Genomic DNA, 23248 nt, shown 5'->3' with positions numbered 1-23248 from the left:
AAACCAGAAGAACCAGCCGTAGCCGACAGTTAAGAAAGTATATGTACAGATTAAGTCAAGTAGCTAGAAAATTGAACGTTGGTCGGACGACCATCAACGACTTCCTGTCTAATCAGGGATTCGAGGTGGACAGTAGCCCCAACTCCAAAATCACGGAGGAGCAATTCGCTATGCTATCGAAGGAGTTTGCAGATTCCGCTTTGGACAAAGAGGAAGCTTCTGGCTTGACTATCGGAACCAAGCATGCGGACAATCTGGTGATTCGTTCCGGTCAGGAAGCAGCTGCAAGAGATAGTGCAGAAGAAGACCGAATTCTGATCAAAGACAATGTGGCGACTGAAACGCCAATTGCAGATAAACCAGCCACACCTGCTCCTACAGCTGAGCCAGAAAAGCCAGCGGCAGAAGCGCCAAAAGAAGAAAGAGTTGACTTAGCAAAAGATCGACTTTCTGGTCCTAAGGTTGTTGGTAAAATCGATCTGGATGCGGCGAAGAAAGGCAAAGCGGCTCCTGCGGAAGAAAAACCTAAAGCGGAAGAAGCTCCTAAGGAAGTAAAAGAAGAGCCTAAGCCGGAGCCGGTTGTAGAGCAGAAAAAAGAGGAGCCCAAGGCAGAAGCACCGGTTGAGGTGAAGAAGGAGGAAGAAAAGCCTGCTGAAGCGCAAGCTCCGGAACCAGAGAAGAAAGAAGAACCTAAGGAAGAAGCTCCAGTAGCCAAAGAAGCGCCACCTGCAGCAGCTCCTCCCGCGAAAGAAGAGAAGCCAGCTCCTCCTGCTGAGGCGCCAAAACCACCTGTTGATGAAGTGGTGAAAGCGAAAGCTGAATCCCTTCGAGGACTCAAAGTGCTGGGTAAAATTGAATTACCTGCAAATAAGAAGGCCAAACCAGTGGCCTCTTCTGATGAGAACAAGGAGCGCAAAAAGCGTCCGAGAAAAAGAATTGCTACCGGAGGAGGTCCTGGTGGTGGACAAAATCGCCCTGGACAAGGACAAGGCGGTGGCCGACCTGGTGGTCGTCCTGGTGATCGTCGAGGTGGCGGGCCGGGAGGCAATCGTAGAGGACGTCAAGATAATCGGAAAACTGAAGAACTTACAGATAAGGAAATTCAGGATAAAATCAAGGCTACCCTTGCTAAGCTCAGTGGCGGCGGTGGTAAAGGCGGTGGCAACCGTGCCAAATACAAGAAAGACAAACGTAGTGCGAGGGCTGAGGCTGAGGAAGAAAGAGCACAGCAGGCACAAGAAGATGCAAAAATCCTGAAGGTCACCGAATTTATCGCCGCGAGTGATTTGGCTACTCTGATGGAAGTTTCTGTAAACGATGTGATTTCCACCTGTATGGGTCTGGGAATGTTCGTTTCGATCAATCAACGATTAGATGCGGAGACCATCACTGTAATTGCGGATGAATTTGGCTATGATGTAGATTTCACTTCAGCAGAAGAAGAAGTAGAGATCGAGGAGGTAGAAGATGCAGCAGAAGATCTGCAGGAAAGAGCACCGATCGTTACGATCATGGGACACGTTGACCATGGTAAGACGTCCTTGCTTGACTATATACGCGACAGTAAAGTAACGGAAGGCGAGGCTGGAGGAATTACCCAGCACATTGGGGCTTACGATGTGGTGACCGACGGTGGTAAAAGAGTTGCCTTCCTGGATACACCGGGTCACGAAGCCTTTACCGCGATGCGGGCACGGGGTGCGAAGATCACGGATATTGTAATCATTGTGGTGGCGGCAGATGACGCGGTGATGCCACAAACGAAAGAGGCTATCAATCACGCACAGGTTGCAGGTGTGCCTATTGTGATTGCGATCAACAAAATTGACCGCCCTAATGCCAACCCTGATAAGATCAAAGAAGAACTTTCAGGAATTAACATCCTTGTAGAGGATTGGGGTGGTAAGTACCAGTGTCAGCAAATCTCTGCAAAAACCGGAGAGGGAATTGACGAATTACTGGAAAAAGTATTGCTTGAAGCCGAATTACTGGAATTGAAAGCCAATCCGGAAAAAGCTGCTGTTGGATCTGTGATTGAAGCCTCGCTTGACAAGGGGCGTGGTTACGTAACCACGCTGATGGTTCAGGCTGGTGAGATGAAGATCGGTGATGTGCTTTTGGCAGGATCTTACTTTGGTAAAGTGAAAGCGATGTTTGACCATCGTGGACGTCAGCTGAAGAACGTTGGACCTTCCACACCTGTACAGATGCTTGGATTGGACGGAGCGCCACAGGCAGGTGATCGCTTCAACATCATGGAGAATGAGCGGGAGGCTAGAGAGATCGCTAATAAGAGAGAGCAGATCCTTCGTGAGCAGTCCATGCGTACGAAGAAGCATATTACGCTGGATGAGATTGGTCGTCGACTGGCAATCGGAAGCTTTAAGGAACTGAACGTGATCGTGAAAGGTGACGTGGATGGTTCGGTAGAAGCACTTTCTGATTCCCTGTTGAAGTTGTCTACCGATGAAATCCAGGTGAATATCATCCACAAAGGCGTGGGACAGATCTCAGAATCAGATGTCTTGTTGGCAACTGCTTCGGATGCGATCATCATTGGTTTCCAGGTACGTCCTTCCAGTGGCGCCAGAAAACTGGCCGAAAACGAGGAGATAGAGATCAGACTTTACAGCATCATCTACGACGCCATCAACGAGTTGAAAGATGCGATGGAAGGTCTGTTGGAGCCTACTTCTGAGGAAGTGATCACGGGTAACATTGAGGTTCGTGAAGTCTTCAAAATCTCTAAGATCGGAACAGTGGCCGGTTGCTACGTAACTGACGGTATTGTTAAGCGAAACAATGAGGTAAGACTAGTTCGTGATGGTATTGTTGTGTACACAGGAGACATCAATCAGTTGAAACGTTTCAAAGACGATGTAAACGAAGTGAAGAACGGATACGAATGTGGTATCAGTATCAAGAACTTCAATGACATTAAAGTGGGCGACGTGATCGAAGGATTTGAGCAACGAGAAGTGAAAAGAAAGCTGTAAAGCTTAAGCCCTTAGAGGTCGATAAATTTCAAATGAAAGCCGCCTTGCGCGGCTTTTTTTAATTGTGCTTGTGTCAATCTGAGGGGCAATTTTTGGGTTTAACCAAACACATAATAGTTAGATTAAACCATGGAAAATAGTAGATTCAAATCCCCGGATTTATTCGGCGACGCCTGGCAGGCCGCGCCTAGTCGGGAGCCTTCCTGTGTTATAGTTGCGCGCTCGGAGAAGACACGATAGCAGGAACTGTGTCAGCTTGAGGCGCTCGTTTTAAGTTAGTCTGAGGCTCTCGAAGACTAAATAAACACCGCAGATTTCTTCTTCAGAGCTGCTTCCACATAATCAAACGTAGAAAGGATTTCAGGTTTGCCATCGACGATGGCCACATCATGCTCGAAATGAGCAGAAGGTTGTTTGTCCGCAGTGACGATGGTCCAGCCATCATTCAATTGAACGACCCTGCGAGTTCCCATATTGATCATAGGTTCAATGGCAATTACCACTCCTTCTTTAAGTTTCGGGCCACGGCCTCTTTTGCCATAGTTAGGAACTTCAGGAGATTCGTGCATTTTCTTGCCAAGACCATGACCTACCAGTTCTCTCACTACACCGTAACCGAAACTCTCCGTGTATGATTGAATGGCATAGCTGATGTCTCCGATTCGCTTCCCGGCAGTACATTGCTCAATCCCCCTATATAGGCTTTCTTTTGTAACTGTAAGGAGTTGTTTGATTTCTGGTGATATTTCCCCTACAGGGAAGGTATATGCATGATCTCCGTAGTAACCATTCATCAGAACGCCGCAATCCAATCCCACAATATCACCTTCTTGCAAGGGCCGTGCGGTAGGAATGCCATGTACTACTTGCTCATTGACGGAAGTGATGATGGTATTTGGGTAGTCGTACAGGCCCAAAAATCCTGGAACACCGCCATTGTCGCGGATAAATTCTTCCGCAATTTTATCTAACTCTAAAGGAGTGATTCCTGGTTCAATATGCTCAGCCATCAGTCCCAGGGTTTTGGAAACCAACTGTGCACTTTGGCGGATCAATTCTATCTCTTCTGACGACTTATACTGAATCATTATACGCTATTCGAAAACGGGAGCCACAAAGGTACCATAAAAAAACCCTGGCTAATATAGACAGGGTTCGCTTCCCAGGGGAATATGTTTTTTAGGATTACTCTCCTTTTTCACCGATGCTTTCCAGCACGTCTTTGATGTCCACTCGTTGACCATCTCTGTAAGAAACGATGAAGGCACCTTTCACGCCCATTTCTCTCAGGTATTTTTTGAATGTGTCAGCATCCCAGTACTCTCTGAAAACACCCAAAGAATATCTTCTCAGACCATTTTCATCTGTTTCACCGGAGAAGTTGTCACCAGCGTCCAGATATTTAGAAAGGTCTTTTTGCTTGAATGCGCCGATCTGTACTTTGAACACGATGCCTTCCTGATCATTGATACCAGCACCTACTGCAGGACCAGCAGTACGCTGTGGCTCAGGTTCAGGTCTTGCCAGGGCATCCGCCAATTGATCTTTCAGGTCAGCCACCTGATCCTGAAGATTGGAAATTTGATTGTCTTTATCTGCTATTCGACCGTCAACACCGGCAACTTCGGCTTTCAGGCTCGCATTTTGGCTTTTCAGCGACTTGTTATCATCGAGTAGTGTTTTGTACTGCTCAGGACTCAAGGCCTTGATTCTTTTCTTCCATTCCTTTTGCTCTTTTTTCGACATTTGAGCGTTTCCATCGAACGCAAATGTTACGCAAAACAGAAGGATCAATAATGAGGCTATGTTTTTCATCAGTGTATCGATAAGTAAAAATTACGATATGTTAAAGCGAAAGTACAAAATAGACTTGAATAAAGCTAATTTTAGACAGATAGAGGCCTACAAAGTACAATTTGCAGGCCTCTGGTCTTTTTATCTGAAAACCAATGGGATATACAATCAGATCAGTCTTTCAAAGAGCCGATCATGTCCTCGGGACGTACCCATTCATCGAATTGGTCATTGGTCAGGAAGCCTAATTCAAGGGCAGCGGCTCGTAGCGTCGTGCCTTCCTTGTGTGCTTTTTTTGCAATTTGAGCCGCTTTTTCGTATCCAATGTGCGTGTTAAGTGCTGTTACCAACATCAGAGAGTTCTCGAGCTTTTCTTTGATCACGGCCTGATTAGGCGCTATACCCACGGCGCAATTATCATTGAAAGAGTTACAGGCATCGCCGATGAGACGAGCAGAGTTCAGCAAGTTGTAAACCATCATGGGTTTGAAGACATTCAGTTCGAAATGACCGGTCATACCTCCTGCACTTACCGCCACATCGTTTCCGATCACTTGCGCGCACACCATGGTTAATGCCTCGCACTGAGTGGGGTTCACTTTACCTGGCATGATAGAAGACCCAGGCTCATTTTCAGGGATCAGAATTTCCCCAATACCACTTCTTGGTCCTGAGCACAGCATGCGAATGTCATTGCCGATTTTCATGAGACTGACAGCCAATTGCTTTAAAGCGCCATGAGATTCAACAATGGCATCATGAGCAGCCAATGCTTCAAATTTGTTTTCCGCTGTAACGAAAGGTAGATTGGAGTTTTCTGCAATTTTCTTAGCAACAAGTTCCGAATAACCGGCCGGGGTATTCAGCCCGGTACCAACTGCGGTACCTCCCAATGCTAGCTCCGATAGGTGATCCAGTGTATTGCGAAGGGCTTTCAATCCGTGGTTTAGCTGTGAGACATAGCCTGAAAATTCCTGGCCAAGGCTCAAAGGTGTGGCATCCATGAAGTGCGTCCGTCCGATTTTCACCACATCCATGAAGGCCTCGGACTTTTCTTTGAACGTGTCTCTTAGCTTTTCAACCAATGGAATGGTATGCTCCACTAAAATCTTGTAAGAAGCAATGTGCATCGCAGTAGGGAACGTGTCATTAGATGATTGACTCTTGTTCACATCATCATTGGGATGCACGGCCTTCTTCTCATCGGTGAGCGAACCACCATTGAGTACGTGCGAGCGATTGGCAACCACTTCATTCACATTCATGTTCGACTGGGTACCGGAACCTGTTTGCCAAACCACCAGAGGGAACTGATCATCTAGTTTTCCTTCGAGGATCTCATCACATACCTGGCTGATCAAATCCGATTTTTCACTGGACAGTACACCAAGCTCATGATTGGTCTGAGCTGCAGATTTTTTAAGAATAGCAAAAGCTTTGACAATCTCAAGAGGCATCTGCATGTTGGCTCCGCCTATTTTGAAGTTGTTCCTTGAGCGTTGTGTTTGGGCGCCCCAATATTTGTCTGCGGGTACCTCTACGGGTCCCATTGTGTCACGTTCCAGTCGGATATCCATGATATGAATCTGTTCTATTTTCTGCAAAAATAAAGTGCAGTCCGCGCAAATGAGGGAGTTAAAAGCATCGAATCGCGGACAGATGAGTAATTTTCATCACTTTATTTAGAATAATTCTAAACAACCTTGCCCTGATTCATTGTTAATAGTATGTTTGCGTAGTTTAGATTGATTCTAAATAAGTCATGTCAGCGATTTCAGTTTTTCTTTCCGATTTTCAATTCCTTACGCAGGAAGGCTTCAAGTCCTTGCTGGCCAGGAATGATAATTTTCAATTGGTAGGTCAGGAGGAGGACTGGGACATGCTGAATGAGCAGTTACTGGAAAACCGGCCTGATGTTTTGGTGATCGATTATCGTCCCGATGAGCAGGACTTTGTCCAACGGCTGAAAAGTATCAAAGAGATAGGGATTAATAATATTTTGATCCTCACCAGTGATACCAAAAAAGATCGGGTACGAGAGATTCTGAAGACGGGAGTGAAAGGCATGGTGACCAAGACCTGTAGTGAGCAGGAAATTGTGAACTCTATTCTTGCAGTATCACAGGGGAACCGGTTTTATTGCAATAAGATCCTGGATATCGTAATGGAGCAATCGGTCGAAGAAGAAGAGGAGAATTGTGCACCTATGGATCTCTCACCAAGGGAATATGAAGTGCTTCAACTCATTACCAAAGGCCAGACTACCACGAAAATTGCGGATACACTTTGTGTCAGCGTACATACGATTAATTCCCATAGGAAAAGCATCTTGAAAAAGCTGAACTTAAAATCGCCGACAGAATTGATCGTTTATGCACTGGAAAGTGGCCTGGTAAAATAGTTGTATCACTACTTGTAGTGATACATCCCTAGTACTAGGGAGTAACAATTTCACCAGCACTAGCAATTGATCAAAAAAGAAAGAAGCACGTAATTTGTACCTTATTTAGATTAATTCTAAATACGAAATATGGAATTTCAAATAGCAGATGTAGAGGAGAACAGCGGGGTAACCTTGGAATTCAAGGATTTCGGTCCTATTACAGGAAATGATTGCGTATTCAAGAAATGCTGCAAGAAGTATAAAAAGAAAGGAAAGAAGCATTGCAAAAGCTGTCCGAAAATATAGTAAGTAAAGAATTGATGACAGGGGCCTCGGCTTTGGTGTTTGCTACTTCTAATATTGGCATTTATCAAAACGACACACGTGCTTCATTCATTCTGAAATTACCTGCAGAGGAAGTAGAGTTCAAGCTCTGTGCGTTGCTGTCTTTTCGGAAAAAAATCCAATCCATAGATCTGGCGGAAATGTTTATGCCCACCCATCCGGGAATCGAGATCATTTCTATGCCACAGATCGAACGATTTTTCGTGTTTGAACTACGAGAGATTTTAGAGCTTCGCGACCTCTTTGCCGGAGCCATGACCATGCTGGAACTCAACAGTATGATCCATCAAAAATTGGTGCGCTCATATCATTAAGTGCGCTTATATCCCATTACTATTTTTAATTAGACTGATTTTAAATTAGTGTCCTGAACGCCCGTAATTCAACTTTTACGGATAATCGGGTGTTATTTTGTTATTCGCTAAACAGGCTCCATAAAGCAAGCCTATTCATGCTGAATTAATTTTACATGGATCAAAGGATGTTTTATAAGCCAAAGAGCGTGAAATTAAACCCACACACATGAAAGATTTACTTAGAAGAGAATGCCCTTTGAAAGAAGAGGTAATTGATATATTGAACAAACAAGTACAGATCGAAGCGAATTCCGCAAACGAATACCTGGCCATGGCTGGTTGGTGCGACGTGAATGGCTATGACAACTGTGCGGAATTTTTCTTCAAGCAATCAGAAGAAGAAAGAAATCATCAGAAGAAGATTTTCCATTACCTGGTAAACATGGAAGCGACGGCTATCGCGCCCAGAGTAGAGCAGCCAGAATATGAGTTTCCGACATTGAGAAGTGTATTTGAGAAAGCACTGGACATGGAAATATCAGTAACGGAATCCATTCACAATGTGGTACGAGGGTGCAGAAAGGCGGATGATATTGCTACCGAGGAATTCATGCGTTGGTTCGTGAGCGAGCAGATCGAAGAAGAGTTTGTAGCACGCAGAACCCTCGAATTGTTTGACGTGATCGGTGAGGACAAACTGGCCCTTGCGATGATCGAAGACAAAGTACTTTCTATCGAGTACTCAGAAGGATAATCCTCACTGCAATCAGAAAATTCAAAGGCTACCCAGCGGGTGGCCTTTTTCAATTGTCACCCTTTTAAGAGGGTGCCTGAAAGCCTGCCTGACGGCAAGGCAGGGCTGGGGATTTTAATTGAAAAAAGACCAAAGATTGGTCTATCGACATTCAACCTTAAATTTGCCCAACAGGCCTTAGCACATCTTCACATAGCTCCCCAACCACGTCAGGTTGTTCTTGTACGGAGCAATGGTGTCTTGAACTGCCGGGTCATTGAAATGTCCATCCAGCTCTACGAAGAAGATATACTTGAATTTGGACCCGATCTTCGCCGGTCGACTTTCTACCTTACACAAGTTGATGCCCGCGTCTTCAAATTTCTTTAAAAAGGAGACCAGCGCACCAGGTTCATCGGGCAGCTTGGCGATCAAAGAAGTCTTATCCTCACCACTGATCTCGTTGATGAAGTTCTGACTAAGGATCAGGAACCGGGTCTGGTTATCTGCTGAGTCCTGGATGTTGCTGTACAAAATAGGCAGTCGGTTGTTCCTCGCTGCAATGGGCGCACAAATCGCGGCTGTTCCTTCCTCTTCCAGGGCGATCTTACAAGCCCGACTGGTTGAGCTTACCGGGATCTGTTTGACATCATGCTGGAAATAGTCCCGGATGAAGTTCTTACACTGACGAAATGCAATGTCTTTCGTATAGATGGTTTTGACCTTACTCAGGTCTTGTTCCAATGACGCGATACAGAAATGGATAGGAAGTACTACTTCCGCCACGATGTTCAGATTGTGAACACCAAGGTAATCGATGGTTTCCTGAACAGTACCCTCCTGATTATTTTCAATAGGCACCACACCAAAACGAGCACGAGAAGTAGCCACCGCATCAAAAACCGAAGGAATGGAATCCAATGGCAGGTAATCGCTCATGGCGCCATAACGCGATTCGGCAGCTTGATGCGTGAAACTGCCTTCTGGTCCTAGGTAGGCCACACGTTCCGGAAGTTCATAATTCCGACTCACGGCAAAGATCTCCAGAAAGATCGCTTCGATGGCCGAACGTGTCAATTCGTTTTTGCCCTTACTGGCTTCAAAAAGGCGATCAATGATGGCCTTTTCTCGTTCCGGACGATAGATCGTCGCGTTGGAATTCCGCTTGAGATCGCCAATTTGCTTGACGTACCCCAGCCGCTTTCCAAGGAGTTCTACTACCTTATCATCTATTTCATCTATCCCCTTACGAAGTTCATCCAGCATAGGCTTCGGTTTAAAGGCATAAAATTAAAATACCCTGCCGGATTGCCTTCTTATTTTGAAGATGATCTTGATCAGAGAGGTAGATTCTTTTGCTGGAAAGGGTAAGCTGCCAAATTTCCAAAGCTCTAGGACGTCCTTCCGCACCACTGGCCGTGCAAACGGGCCAGGCGAGGAAGACATCAAAAACTTATTCGTTTCAAACGATTGAAAATTAAAATTACGGTCATGCTGAGTTTTTCGAAGCAAGTCACTCCCAAGCCATGTCTATGATTTGTTAAATCCAGCAACCCTTTGGGGTTCTTCCTGTCTTTAGTTGACATAGATATAATTCAGAATAACAATTTTTTAAGTAGTACTGCCATGAAACGATTTACACCGCACTTTTTTACCGCGCTATTTTCCATTGTATTCCTCACCTCTTGTTTGGATGATGAACCTGGCCTTGGGAACGGCGAAAGATTCCGAGGCTCTGGCGTGATCATCACGGAAACCCGCGAACTACCTGATTTCAATGCCATTACTTCCTCACCAGCCATCGATTTAACGATTACTCAGGGAGCTATCCAAGCTATGGAAGTATCTTCAGATGATAATTTGATTGATCGCGTGATCACAAGAGTTAATATGAATGGCCAGCTCATCATCGATTTAGAAGAAGGCAGCTACGAGAACCTTACCCTTCGCGTCAATATCGTGATCCCTGAATTGATTTCAGTTGAGAATTTAGGAGCAGGAAGAATCAGTATTGAAGGATTCAATGATCAGGAAACCCTGACATTGAGAAACACAGGAGCGGCATCATTTGACCTTTCAGGTTCTGCGAATGAGCTCATCATTGAGCTGTTAGGAGCAGGTAATATTGCTGCATTTGATTTTGCAGCCAATACCGTACGCATCACCCTGACCGGTTCAGGCAACATCGAAGTATCCGCCGCCGAACTTATTGCTGGCAACATCCTAGGAGCAGGCAACATCCACTACCGCGGCGAACCCACCATTGATGTCAATATCACTGGAGCCGGTGCTGTAGTGAATGCGAATTGAGATTTTCCTAACTGTTTACTGGTTACAGTTTAAATAAAACAAAAAAACCACCCCATTCCTGAGGTGGTTTAAATTCTTATTTTCTTGGAAGATCGTCCAGAGAGATATCGGACATTTTTCAGTTTCCTTCGGAATTTAAGCTGAAAAATTCCGGCATGACGATTTTAATTACTTCGGATCCAAAATCTGTCCGATTCTTTTATTCAAATCTTGCAAGTGATACTTGGAGATCGTACTGGTGTATCGGCCGGTAGCACTTCTGACTTGTCCTTGAATGGTGGACAGGGTGCCGCGGGCCAATGAAGGAATATCCGTTGTACGGATGTCTTCATTTTCTGTGTTCACCAATTCGCCAAGCTTTTCTACAAAAGCTTTTTGTAGGTTTCTTCGGTAGGTATCGATGGTTCGGCCTCTGCGTAATTCGGAGAAAATGCCTCTTCGCAGGTCTTCCATCATAGCCACAGAAGTGTAAGCTTCATCGCCATTGAGTGCCTCATTTTCTATCACCCGCTTTACTCGGGCACCGTCGAACAACCGATCCAGGTAGCGGACCTGGGTTCTTTTGATCTGATCAATGATCCCGTCTTGCTGAATACGTCCGAGGATGTCCTCATTGACTAACCAGGTTGGCGTGGCAAATACCTGCTCGTTCATGTACTGGATCGCACGTTTTTGCTTGTCTTTAGACGTGTGAACATAAACCGCTCCGTTCTGATCGTAGGTCTTGTAAAATTCATAGACACCACCCACATTGGCAGTCACGTGCCCAGCATAGCGATTGTATTGACCCAATACATTTCTGTACAATTCAGTCAGGTCACGATAGTCCTTACCATCTTCTGCGGACCACTCAATAAGCTTCTCCGTAATGCGCTTCAGGTTTCTGATCCCAAGCTCAGAAGCCATCATAGAATCATCACCTAAATCTTCGGTTTGAGCAGATGGATCTACTGCACCTCGACGTTGGCGACCATATCGGTACAATGGATTGTCACCTTTTTCTTTGACCCAACCTTTCAGTATATCCTTCTCCTCCTGGGGCGTATCGATGTTTCTGATTGGTCGGTAACCATACCATACCACCCAATCGTCGTACTCGCCAATCTTTGGGAAGAAATTGGTCACACCATCTTCTGGTTGCGCGATGTAGTTGAAGCGCGCATAATCCATAATTGAAGGAGCGGTACCGTGAGTGGCCGTGAACGTAGGTGATCTCAAAGAATCCACAGGATAAGCCACACTGGAACCCATGTTGTGTGGGAAACCGAGGGTGTGTCCTACTTCGTGAGCAGCAACAAATCGGATCAGCTCACCCATCAAATCATCATCGAATTTTACTTTTTGGGCATCCTCATTGATAGCTGCCGTTTGGATCAGGAACCAGTTTCTCAACAAGTTCATCACATTGTGGTACCACAAGATGTCGCTTTCCAGGATTTCTCCCGTTCGAGGATCGTGTACATGTGGACCTACCGCATTTTGTATGTCTGTAGCGATGTATCTGATTACGGAATAACGCACATCTTCAGGGCTCCACTCCGGATCTTCTTCTTTACTTGGAGGGTCTTTCGCAATGATGGCGTTCTTTAAGCCAGCCTTTTCAAATGCCGTCTGCCAATCTTCTACACCTTGCTTCAAGAATGGTCTCCATTTCTCAGGCGTAGCAGGATCGATGTAATACTCGATCGGCTTCACCGGCTCGACCAACTCTCCGCGTTCGAAAGCGTCCCAATCTTTCGGCTCCAGACGCCATTTGGTGAGGTAACGTCGAGTGGCGGCTTTCTGCTCATCCAGGCTGTAATCCAGTTGTCGAATAGAGAAAAATCCAACACGCTCATCGTGCAGACGAGGAACCATCGGGTCATCAGGGAGTAAGATCATGGACTGGTTCAGTTCGATAGAAAGGGAACCAGTCGCTTGATTATCAGGAAGGGCAGTTCCCGTGTAGGTCAGGATGTGACGCACTTCCACATTTTCAGGGAAAGCTTTCACCCAGTTGATCACAGAACGTTTTTTGTCAACGGTTCGGATCTTGAAGTTTTTGCGCTGGTTTTCGGACAGTGCGCCGATCATCGGAATGTCGGATGTAAAGAAGTCTTTTATGTCAACTACGTATGAACTAGAGTCTTTACCCAGTGCTTCAATCTTGAAGCTGTGGATGATTGGCTCAAAATTGTTGTTGACTACTGATTGATAAATCGGCAATTCCTCATCTGCAACAGAATTGTAGCTTACCGAGCGGATCAGGATGTTGTTGTCCTTCTTCTGAAATCGGATGACCTGTTGTGGTCGTGATTTCATGCCCGCACCACCGAAGTTCAGGTTTTTTACATGGCCTGAGATCCGGCTGACGATCAGGACTTCTTTCTCGAGTACATCATCTGATAATTCAAAGTAGTACTTATCATCAACTTTGTGAAAGGTGAATAAGCCCTCATCGGATTCAGCCTTGTTGGTGATGACTTCTGAATACTTTTTGAAAGGTGATTTTTCTTTGGGCTTTTTTGGTTGTTCTGTTGCTCCTTTTTTATTCTTTTTCTTCTTCTGTGCTGATAAGTCAGTTGTGGAAAAAAGTACCACAGCTAATACCATCACAGACAGGATAAGCTTTTTCATTATAACTCACATGATTTTTGTGGACATTAAACTTACGATGATCTTCAAGCGTGAGAAAGCCCTACGAATGCTTTTACATGAGTGGTTTCCTGCTCGGAAAGGAAGTATTTTCGGAATTTACCAAAGAAATTAATGTCAAATTCCAGCAAGCGAAAGATCGTTTCTTCACTAATTTCGCGCACAATAAATTATGCGGTAAAAAATGAGACGACAATTGCTTCGATCCGGTGCGGATGAGCTGACTTATGAGATCAGGGGGATCGTAAAGAAGGCGGAGCAACTACAAGCACTGGGCCAGACGATCCGCTGGGAAAACATTGGTGATCCTGTGCAGAAAAACAGGAAATTGGAATCCTGGATGAAAGCAATCATCGCCGATTTGTTAGAGGAGGACATTACGTATGGCTACAGCCACTCCAAAGGACTATTGGAAACACGTCAGTTTCTGGTAGATCAAAACAATGCACTTGGCGGCGCGCAATTGAGTGTTCAGGACATTACTTTTTTCAATGGGCTGGGTGATGCGATTGCTAAGATCTATCAATACTTAATGCCGACTTCTCGCGTAATAGGCCCATCCCCGGCGTATTCCACACATTCTTCCGCGGAAGCAGCGCATGCCAACACCAACCCGCTCACCTACTTTTTGGACCCTGAGAATTCCTGGTTCCCAGACCTGGAAGACTTACGAAACAAAGTCAAATACAATGAAAGCATCGTTGGTATTTTGGTGATCAACCCCGACAATCCGACGGGAATGGTCTATCCAAAGCATATTTTGGAGGAAATCGTCGCTATCGCAAAGGAGTATAACCTGTTCCTGGTATTTGATGAGATCTATCTGAACATCATTTACAATGAGGCGAAAACCGCCCTGATGTCAGAAGTGATTGGTGATGTGCCGGGGCTGAGCTTAAAAGGAATTTCAAAAGAGATCCCCTGGCCAGGTGCACGTTGTGGTTGGGCTGAATATTACAATCGTGACAAGGACCCGGATTTTGATCGGTTTTGCCAGACCATCGACAATGCCAAGATGATCGAAGTGAGTTCTACCACCTTGCCGCAAAGAGCCATTCCCAAACTAATGGGGGATGACCGTTATCCCGGATATCTTCAAAAGATCAATGACCGGATTGGTGAACGGAGCCAAATGCTCACGCAGTTTCTGAAAGACATCCCATACATCCGATTCAACCTGACCAACGGGGCATTTTACAACACGATCATCTTTAAAAGTGGTGTATTGAAGGCAGGTCAGCGCATGAGGATCGAGGATCCACGGGTGGAAGATTTAGTAGCCGATTGGGTGAATGATGAGACGATGCCTTTCGATCAACGCTTTGTTTATTATTTGCTGGGAGCAAAAGGAGTTTGTGTCGTACCTATCTCCGCATTTGCTTCAGATTTGCTAGGCTTCCGTGTGACTTTGTTGGAGGAAGACGAGAACGAACGTCAATTGATCTTCCAAAAAATCAAAGCAGGGATCATGGAGTATTGCCAAAGTTGACCGGGCCTTTATCAAACTGCCAAAAGCAGCATATCGGCGTTTATATTGAAGTCCTTTATCTAACTGTTGTACAACAAGGCACTTAATAAATCTTCAATTTTTTTCAAGGTGATTGAGTAATTCCGGATTTCGGTCTGTCTGTAGGTATAGAAGCAAACTTGCAGACCATGAAGGATTTAAATGAAGACGAGATTGCCAGGTACCTTCGATTGTCGTCGGATGATGAACAAGTCGATGAAACTTCGATAGAAAACCTTTCCTCAATTGATGCTGCTCAATTGATTTGGAAGGAGACTGAAGGCTTAAGGCAAGACTACCAACCGCCGGAGGTTGAGGCCAGTTGGCAGGACCTTCAAAGAAGAAAGCAAAATAGCGTACGTCACCGAAAACTATTGGTATTGGGAAGTGGAATAGCTGCTTCTTTCCTATTGTTCGCCTTTTACTTCTTTGTTTCCTTGTCCGCAGTGGAACCGATGACCATTTCAGCTTCCAATCAACCGGTTTTGGACCGACCCCTCACGGATGGTTCCGTACTATCTCTGATGGCAAACAGTGAAATATCATTTACAGCAGAGAGTGACATGCGTGCATTATTCCTATCAGGAGGGGGCTTTTTTGAAGTCGCGAAAGATCCCGATAAGCCATTTGTCATTCAAGCCAATGATTTTCAGGTAGAAGTTCTGGGAACCTCTTTTTATGTGAATGACGGAACCTGGGGAAAGCCGATGGTGGTCGTTGAGGAAGGGCTGGTCAACGTCCGTTATGGTGAACATTCGGTGAAGATTTCCAGAGGAGAAGCCGTGATGCTTAATCTGCTTAAGGGTACTTATGATCGAGTGATGGTTACTGCCCATCATTATTTGTCCTGGAAAACCGGAGAATTGTCTTTTGATGCCGCTCCGATTGCAGAAGTCATTCAGATACTTGAGACCCATTACCAAACCGAACTTATTTATGATTCGACCAGTAAGGCTTTGCTCACGGCCAGCTTTAAAGATCAGCCACTGGACAATATTATAACCTTGATCCAGAAAACCCTGGATTTGAATATTCAAAAGATAGATGACTAGGAAAATTCTAACAATTGCGTTTTTGTTGAACTTTTGGGTCCTTTCTATAGCTGCGCAGGAACCACCGGATACTCGTACTGAAATTGAAATCGAAGCGACTTCATTAAAGGAAGTATTGCAAGAAATAGAGGTCAAAACCAAGTTTCAATTTGCCTATGATGCCAATAAGATTGATGGGAATTGGAAGATCAATATAGAAGGGAAGCATGCGATAAAGGACATTTTGGAATTGATTGGCCAACGTCTCGGGCTTGAATATGAGTTGGTCAGTTCCACCATCATTTTAACGCAAAAACCCAGACCATCGAAAGAGGAAGAAGAGGCAACCATATTTGGCCACATCCGGGAGGGAGAGAGTGGTGAAAATTTGTACGGGGCTACTATCTATGATAGCATTTCAAAAACAGGAGCCATTTCAAACTATTACGGATATTTCAGTCTTACACTCCAAAAAGGACCCGCACAAATTCATGTTTCGTATCTCGGCAGTGAACCACAGTTGTTTTCATTGGACTTGCAATCAGACACATTATTGGAGATCAGACAGCAGTTTTCCAGTCATGAATTGAAGTCGGTGGTCGTTACCGGCGAGGAGGAGGCACTGGATCGAGGGCTTGGAACGATGGTGCTGACACGAAAACAATTGACGGAACGTCCTGCCATTGGTGGCGAGGTGGACCCCATCAAGGTACTACAATTACTGCCCGGTGTACAGGCTGGAAACGAAGGGAGTGCCGGTTTGTACATCCGTGGTGGTGGGCCGGATCAAAATCTCATCTTACTAGATGGTATTCCGGTTTACAATTCTTCTCACTTCTTTGGCTTTGCCTCAGTTTTCAATGCAGAGGCCATTCAGAGCATACGGTTGATCAAAGGAGGTTTTCCTGCCAGGTATGCCGGAAGGTTGTCCTCGGTAGTAGACATGAGCATGCGTGAAGGTCACGAGAGTGAATTTCATGGGTCGGCTAAAGTCGGTCCATTGGTGGGGAATGTCATGGTGGAATGTCCGATTGTTCGTGAAAAAGCATCTTTTATGCTCGCGGCTAGAAGGTCTACTCTGGATCTGTTTCTAAGACCTTTTCGAGAAGATCGGTTTTCATTTTATGATACGAACCTTAAGCTCAATTTCCGTCCCTCTAAAAGAGACCGATTGTATTTTAGTTCCTATTTAGGACGTGACCGGGGAAGCCTAAGAACAGAGGAGCTTATGGTTGTTCAACCAGAGCCCTTACGGCAGATCCTCGACCGGACCAGTGCATCTGTGAAATGGGGGAGTGATATTTCTGTGCTGCGTTGGAACCATATCTGGAATCCCAAACTGTTTTCAAACATCAGCCTAAGTCATAGTCAATATGACTTTTTTGGCCGAAACTCCTTCTTCCGGGAATTTCAGGATTTCGAGAGTGACGTCCTCATTGATCAGATATTTACATCAAGTTCGGATATTTTGGATCGGGGAGCCAAGTTAGAATTCGACTACTTCCCTAATCCAAATCATGAGATCCGGGCAGGGATTTCCATACTAAATCATCGTTTCAAGCCAAATATTACAGGTACACAATCGCTTTCGGATAATCCGGTCATCTTCAACAACAACACCGTAGAGGCGATAGAATATGCTGGATATGTGGAGGATCAATTTAGCATAGGAGAGCAATTATCATTCAATGTTGGATTGCACGCTGTGAATTATGAAATAGAACAAAAAAGATACACTTCCCTTCAACCACGGCTTGCTGCTAGTTTTACCCTGTCCCCGGGATTTGAATGGACCGCTTCTTACTCACATGTGACCCAGTTTTTGCATTTGCTCACCAATCCTGGTTTGGGACTGCCAACAGATCTTTGGGTCCCCGCCACCGACCTTGTACCTCCACAGCAGGCTCATCAATTGACATTAGGCATGCAACGCGCATTTCCAGCATGGCATCTGACCACTTCACTGGAAGGTTACTATAAATCCATGTCGGGCCTCATCGAATATAAAGATGGGGCCACCTTTTTAAGTGTAAATGAAGATTGGCAGCAGAAGATCGAACAGGGACGTGGAGAAAGTTATGGCCTGGAATGGTTTACCCAGTATTTGCGCGATCGAGTGTCGGTTTCTCTGGGATATACACTAGCATGGTCCCACCGACAGTTTGACAACATCAACTTTGGTGATCGTTTTCCATATAAATATGATCGAAGACATGATGTGAAGCTCTTGCTGAACTATGAAGTTTCGAAGAAAATTCACTTTTCCATGAACTGGCTGTACGGAACAGGGATTGCCACGACCTTGCCAACGGGATTTTTCCGGGGACCTGCGGATTTGGAAAATCAAGAGAACAGTGCCTATCGACCCTTATTGGATTTTGATACTCGAAATGGTTATCGATTGAGACCTAGTCATCGTCTGGACTTTAGTTTGACTTACAAACTGAAGAAAACCATCTGGGACCATGAATTGACCCTGGCGGTCTACAATGCTTACAATCGGAGAAATCCGCTATTCGTCGATGCTCGACCTCAAGTAAATTTTCGGGATGTGAATGTTCAGATCCAATTCCAAGAGTATTCCTTATTGCCCATCATTCCATCCATTTCTTATCGCATACAAGTATGACTATCCTTCACAGAACACTCACAATGTTTTTATTTTTCGCCTTAAATGCCTGTCAGGAGGCACTGGTAGACATTGATGTAGATGACTCCACGCCACGTCTGGTGGTAGGTGGACTGTTTGCACCTGAAGAGGAAATGGTAATTAAATTGACCCGCTCGGTATCGATCGCAGAAAGTACGCGGTTTAGCGATTTTGATGTAAAAGATGCTAACGTGAGGATATATGAAGGAGGTACCATCGTCGATGAATTGCGTTTCAGAGAACAACGTGATGATAGTGATCGTCCGGTTAATGATTGGGGTGCTTACTATGCGACGGCCGGTTTTGTTCCGGAATCAGGAAAAACCTATACCCTGGTGGTTGAGGCGCCTGGTTTCGAACCTGTCCGAGCAACTACAACTATTCCGGGGGCGGTAGATATTGTGACATTCGATGTAGAAGAAGTAGCTTTTCAAACCAGAGAAGCGCCCATGGTCGTGGCGGCTAATCTGAGCTTTGCTGATGATCCTTCACAAAAAAATTATTATGCAGTCGAGGTGCTGGGAACAGCTTTGATAGGACAATGGTACGATGATAATGATGAATTGGTCACCGTTTATGATTCAGCTTCTGTCAACATTAAAGCGACCCTTCCTGATAAAATAGATTTTGACGCGGAAGTATCTCCATTTAAGGATAACATTCTCTATTTGAGTGACGATGCCTTTAATGGGGAGCTGTATGCTTTGGACCTGAGCCTTGGTTTAGTCACGGATCTTGAACGTTATTCGTCTTTTAAAGCACAACTGAAGCATATTACGGAAGAACATTACTTGTATGCGACTACTGGGCAGCTGCAAGAACAAGAAACAGCCGAAAATCCGTTCAGCCAGCCTGTCCAGGTTTTTGGGAACATTGAAAACGGACTAGGCATTTTTGCAGGTTTTGGGAAAAGTCGGTTGGAATATATTCCCTTTGAAGACTGACAATTGGTCTTTTTATGTCGTTTGAGCAAATTTATCGAGATCATTTCACCCGTTTATGTCGGCTTGCTTATCGCATGCTGGGTGACGGAGATGTGGCCGAGGACATTGTTCAATCTGTTTTTCTCCGCATCTGGGAAAAGGACAGCCTGAGCCATATTGATCAACCTGCCGGATACCTGAAGAAGGCTGTGATCAATGCTTGTCTCAATCACCTGGACACCTATTTTTCAAAGCACGTCATTCGGATCGATCAGATTGAAGAACCAGTAGCGGAAGAAAGTAAACCCGCGGACCTATCTGTTTTCCAGGTGCAACTCGACATGGCGATCAGGCGACTTCCTCCAAAATGTCAGGTCATTTTTACTTTGAGTCGTTTTGAAGGAATGACAAGTGCGGAAATCGCTACGTATTTGAAAGCAAGTACAAGGACGGTTGAAAATCAAATTGGCATCGCTTTGAGCAAATTAAGGGTCGACCTTCAGCCGTTTTATCCCACGCTTGAGGAACCATAAATTTGTTCAGGCACTATCCAGGGTCATGGTAAAAGTAGTCCCTTTGTCGATCTCACTTTCACAGACCAAAGTGCCGTCATTCATCTTGATGAAATCCCTGCAAATGAGTAGGCCAAAACCAAATCCGCGCTCCCCATCGGTGCCGGGTTTGCTTTGTAGTTCATCATTTGCGGAGAAGTGGTTGAATAGGTTTGGGTCCATGCCTATGCCTTCGTCACGGATCTTTAGTTCAGTCTTTTCTCCGATCGTACGACTGCTGATGTAGAGTGATTTTTGTTCTCCGGTAAACTTGATCCCATTAGCGATCAGATTCCTGATGATGGTATCGATCATCTCACGGTCTGCATAGACATCTTGACCAGTCAGATCGCTGTTAACTTTCAGTTGTTTCTGAGTTAGCTTATCGCCAAACAACGCAATGTTTTTATTGACCAGTTCATTGATCGAGAAACCTTCCTTGCGGACTTTGACTTCCTCCAGTTGTGCATGCGACCATTGTAAGAGCCTGTTCAGGACCATCACATTGTCCTTGATCTTCGTTTTCAGCTGTGAGGCAAATTGTGCCAGTTGATCTTTCGGGATCTTATTCTGATCCAACACACTTACCAGACCTACCAGTCCGTTCAAGGGTCCTCGCATGTCGTGAGAGATCAGAGAAAAGAGCTTGTTTTTCATCCGGCTATTTGCCTCCAATTGTTCCTTTTGATCAGCGATCTCCTCATTGGCAGCCAATAAAGAAGCTGTTTGTCTTTTGACCTCTTCATGTAGCCGGCTATTGATGTCTTTTTGAAGCTCGAGCTTCTCTTTCTCCAGATTTTTCAGGCTGTGGCCGATGATCACAGAATACAAAATCATTTGCAACGTGATAGAGCTGAACAGAATAAGGTTCGCCGAAAGACTTACTTCCGGATTGGCTGTTTCTCCAGCCGTGGAAATCGCCAACCAATTACTCACGTAATAAGCTGTACCTAGAATCAACGGGATCAGGGTGTAGGTAAAGATCCTGACGCTTTTCTCCTTGTTCCACAGATAAATTGCTGCGAATATGAATAGCGCAATGGTCAATAACGCGAGAATGGCAGCAGCAAAACTTGTGATGATTTCAACTAGTCCCAGGTTTGAAAATATTAGTACATTAATTCCTTCCACGATCATGATGATCCACGCCAGGAAGATCAGGACCTGATAGGCAATATTAACTTTCGGATAGGATTGACGATCAATACCAAAGAAGGAACGACTAAATAATAGACCGCCAAATGCTGCAAAGGCAGCAGCGATGATGCTTAGTCCACCTGTATCCACATCTATACCCAGGATATCAAATACGAAGAGGGAGGTGTACACCATTAGTGTGAAGACAAAAATGCAGTAGTCAAGCAACACTCTTCTGCGGATGACGAAATACAGAGACAGGTTATAAATCCCGATTACTGCAAAAATCGAAAGGAAGACTGTGACCAGAATAAATATTTGCTGATCTGGTGAAAAGGTCAAATTTGGGTTTGTCAAATGGTTGATCGAAAATAGAACCTTTTACGATATCTCCAAATTACAAATGTGCTGAGAGGGGATTTCAATGTCTGGATCAGCTGGATAACTATGAATAATTCTGGATATATTGTCCAGTTGTAATCAAAAGCTAGCTATGTCAGATACCACACAGCCTAAACTTGAAAGAAAACTCGGCCCTTTGATGCTCTGGGGCCTTGGGGTTGGTTATGTCATTTCAGGGATGTATTTCGGGTGGAACCTGGGTTTGGAACAGGGAGGGACCCTTGGCCTGGGAGTAGCTACCATTTTTATCATCCTCATGTACGTGACCTTTACCTTTAGTTACACGGAGATGGCTTGCGCCATTCCCAAGGCTGGAGGCGCGTTTGATTATGCGGTAAAAGGACTGGGCAAAAACTGGGGATTTTTTGCCGGAATGGCCCAAAACATCGAATTCATCTTTGCCCCACCGGCCATTGCTTTTGCGATTGGGGCTTACTTATCACTTTTCTATCCGGAAATCCGAGTCGAATATTTTGCAATGGGTGCTTATCTGGTGTTTACCGTGCTCAATATTTCCGGAGTTAAAGTGGCTGCTTCTTTTGAACTGGTCATTACAGTGATCGCTGTATTTGAGTTGTTGCTGTTTGCAGGTGCCGTAATACCGGATTTCGAGATGGCTAATTTGAGTAAAAACCCGTTACCCAACGGATGGGGTGGGGCCTTTGCGGCAATACCTTTTGCGATCTGGTTTTTTCTGGCCATCGAAGGAGTGGCCAATGTGGCGGAAGAGACCATCAACCCTCAACGGAATATCCTGATTGGTTTTGGTTCGGCCATTCTTACGTTGGTTGTTTTATGCATTTTGACCTTCATGACTTCTATCGGGGTAAATGGCTGGGAGTCCATTGTTTTTGACGCATCCGGAGCCACCTCTGATGCACCACTACCCATGGCCATTGGTCACGCCTTAGGTACCAATTCGTGGTTATTCAAAGCTGTAGGAGTGATTGGCTTGTTCGGACTCATCGCTTCTTTTCATGGAATCATCCTGGCTTCTGGTAGAGCGACTTATGAATTTAGTAAAGAAGGTTTTGCTCCTCCGATCCTGGCAAAGATTCATCCCAAATTTAAGACACCAGCCAATGCACTGATCTTGAATACGATCATTGGCATGGTTGCGATCTGGACTGGTAAAACGGGAGAGATCATCACCATTGCTTGTTTTGGTGCGCTTTCATTGTACATCATTTCCATGATTGCCTTTCTGAAGTTGAGGAAAGATCATGCAGACATGGAAAGGCCCTTTAAAGTGCCTTTTTACCCGATTACTCCAATCATTGCATTGGTCATCGCCAGTGTTGCCTTAGTTGCTATCACGGTCTACAATCCTATATTGGCCCTCATTTACATTGGTATTCTCGCCTTGACTTATGGTTGGTACTTAGTGGTGAGTACACGAGATAAGAGTTCAAGCTCTTGAATTTAGCGTCATTCTTGCGTAGGCAGGAATCTCAAACTTAGATCTAATAAATGACTTTGAGATTCCCGAACTCCGTCGGGAATGACGGTATTTATTTTTATAGCGCTAAATTCAAGAACTTGAAATGGTGGTCAAT

The 23248-nt window shown here is 45.0% G+C and carries 17 protein-coding genes; 11 read left to right on the top strand and 6 right to left on the bottom strand.

Annotated features, from left to right (window positions below):
* The first annotated feature begins 41 nt into the window (after positions 1–41).
* Positions 42–2996: a translation initiation factor IF-2 gene (infB, locus tag R8G66_28795; GenBank protein ID MDW3196407.1), complete on the top strand. Its 2955-nt coding sequence runs from the start codon at positions 42–44 to the stop codon at positions 2994–2996.
* Between the two features lie 296 nt (positions 2997–3292).
* Here infB and map read toward each other — a convergent pair whose 3' ends face one another.
* The 3 genes from map to fumC all read right to left on the bottom strand — a co-directional run bounded on the left by map (position 3293) and on the right by fumC (position 6367).
* Positions 3293–4084, bottom strand: coding sequence for a type I methionyl aminopeptidase (map, locus tag R8G66_28790; GenBank protein MDW3196406.1), 792 nt, complete (start codon positions 4082–4084; stop codon positions 3293–3295).
* A gap of 97 nt (positions 4085–4181) precedes the next feature.
* Complete coding sequence (locus tag R8G66_28785; GenBank protein MDW3196405.1) at positions 4182–4811, bottom strand: Ezrin/radixin/moesin family protein; 630 nt, start codon at positions 4809–4811, stop codon at positions 4182–4184.
* A 152-nt stretch (positions 4812–4963) separates the two neighbouring features.
* Positions 4964–6367: a class II fumarate hydratase gene (gene fumC, locus R8G66_28780; protein ID MDW3196404.1), complete on the bottom strand. Its 1404-nt coding sequence runs from the start codon at positions 6365–6367 to the stop codon at positions 4964–4966.
* A 185-nt stretch (positions 6368–6552) separates the two neighbouring features.
* On the opposite strand from fumC, the gene R8G66_28775 reads away from it, so the two are divergent.
* The 3 genes from R8G66_28775 (at position 6553) to R8G66_28765 (ending at position 8568) form a co-directional block, all read left to right on the top strand.
* A complete protein-coding gene (locus tag R8G66_28775; protein ID MDW3196403.1) occupies positions 6553–7191 on the top strand; it encodes a response regulator transcription factor in 639 nt (212 codons plus the stop codon).
* A gap of 302 nt (positions 7192–7493) precedes the next feature.
* Positions 7494–7832: a hypothetical protein gene (locus R8G66_28770; GenBank protein ID MDW3196402.1), complete on the top strand. Its 339-nt coding sequence runs from the start codon at positions 7494–7496 to the stop codon at positions 7830–7832.
* A 208-nt stretch (positions 7833–8040) separates the two neighbouring features.
* Positions 8041–8568 carry a ferritin gene (locus tag R8G66_28765; protein MDW3196401.1) on the top strand — a complete coding sequence of 176 codons (528 nt, stop codon included), beginning with the start codon at positions 8041–8043 and terminating at the stop codon, positions 8566–8568.
* A gap of 177 nt (positions 8569–8745) precedes the next feature.
* On the opposite strand, the gene pheA is transcribed toward R8G66_28765, so the two are convergent.
* On the bottom strand, positions 8746–9813 hold the full coding sequence (gene pheA / locus R8G66_28760; GenBank protein ID MDW3196400.1) for a prephenate dehydratase: 1068 nt from the start codon (positions 9811–9813) through the stop codon (positions 8746–8748).
* A gap of 360 nt (positions 9814–10173) precedes the next feature.
* Between pheA and R8G66_28755 the strand changes: the two genes are divergently transcribed.
* The gene (locus R8G66_28755; GenBank protein ID MDW3196399.1) at positions 10174–10857 is read left to right on the top strand and encodes a head GIN domain-containing protein; all 684 of its coding nucleotides are present in this window, start codon (positions 10174–10176) and stop codon (positions 10855–10857) included.
* A gap of 168 nt (positions 10858–11025) precedes the next feature.
* Here R8G66_28755 and R8G66_28750 read toward each other — a convergent pair whose 3' ends face one another.
* Positions 11026–13473, bottom strand: coding sequence for a zinc-dependent metalloprotease (locus R8G66_28750; protein ID MDW3196398.1), 2448 nt, complete (start codon positions 13471–13473; stop codon positions 11026–11028).
* 202 nt (positions 13474–13675) lie between these two features.
* On the opposite strand from R8G66_28750, the gene R8G66_28745 reads away from it, so the two are divergent.
* The 5 genes from R8G66_28745 (at position 13676) to R8G66_28725 (ending at position 20135) form a co-directional block, all read left to right on the top strand.
* A complete protein-coding gene (locus R8G66_28745; protein MDW3196397.1) occupies positions 13676–14980 on the top strand; it encodes a pyridoxal phosphate-dependent aminotransferase in 1305 nt (434 codons plus the stop codon).
* Between the two features lie 167 nt (positions 14981–15147).
* Complete coding sequence (locus R8G66_28740) at positions 15148–16050, top strand: FecR domain-containing protein (GenBank protein MDW3196396.1); 903 nt, start codon at positions 15148–15150, stop codon at positions 16048–16050.
* On the top strand, positions 16043–18658 hold the full coding sequence (locus R8G66_28735) for a TonB-dependent receptor (protein MDW3196395.1): 2616 nt from the start codon (positions 16043–16045) through the stop codon (positions 18656–18658). The genes R8G66_28740 and R8G66_28735 overlap by 8 nt, the downstream gene beginning before the upstream one ends.
* 23 nt (positions 18659–18681) lie before the next feature.
* Complete coding sequence (locus R8G66_28730; GenBank protein ID MDW3196394.1) at positions 18682–19623, top strand: DUF4249 domain-containing protein; 942 nt, start codon at positions 18682–18684, stop codon at positions 19621–19623.
* Positions 19624–19637: 14 nt separating this feature from the next.
* On the top strand, positions 19638–20135 hold the full coding sequence (locus R8G66_28725; GenBank protein ID MDW3196393.1) for an RNA polymerase sigma-70 factor: 498 nt from the start codon (positions 19638–19640) through the stop codon (positions 20133–20135).
* A 6-nt stretch (positions 20136–20141) separates the two neighbouring features.
* Here R8G66_28725 and R8G66_28720 read toward each other — a convergent pair whose 3' ends face one another.
* Positions 20142–21632 carry an ATP-binding protein gene (locus R8G66_28720; protein MDW3196392.1) on the bottom strand — a complete coding sequence of 497 codons (1491 nt, stop codon included), beginning with the start codon at positions 21630–21632 and terminating at the stop codon, positions 20142–20144.
* Positions 21633–21783: 151 nt separating this feature from the next.
* Between R8G66_28720 and eat the strand changes: the two genes are divergently transcribed.
* Positions 21784–23112: an ethanolamine permease gene (gene eat, locus R8G66_28715; protein MDW3196391.1), complete on the top strand. Its 1329-nt coding sequence runs from the start codon at positions 21784–21786 to the stop codon at positions 23110–23112.
* The last annotated feature ends 136 nt before the right edge of the window (positions 23113–23248 follow it).

The organism is Cytophagales bacterium, assembly GCA_033344775.1.
In the GTDB taxonomy this organism is placed as follows: domain Bacteria; phylum Bacteroidota; class Bacteroidia; order Cytophagales; family Cyclobacteriaceae; genus JAWPMT01.
This window is presented reverse-complemented; position numbering and strand designations above follow the sequence as displayed.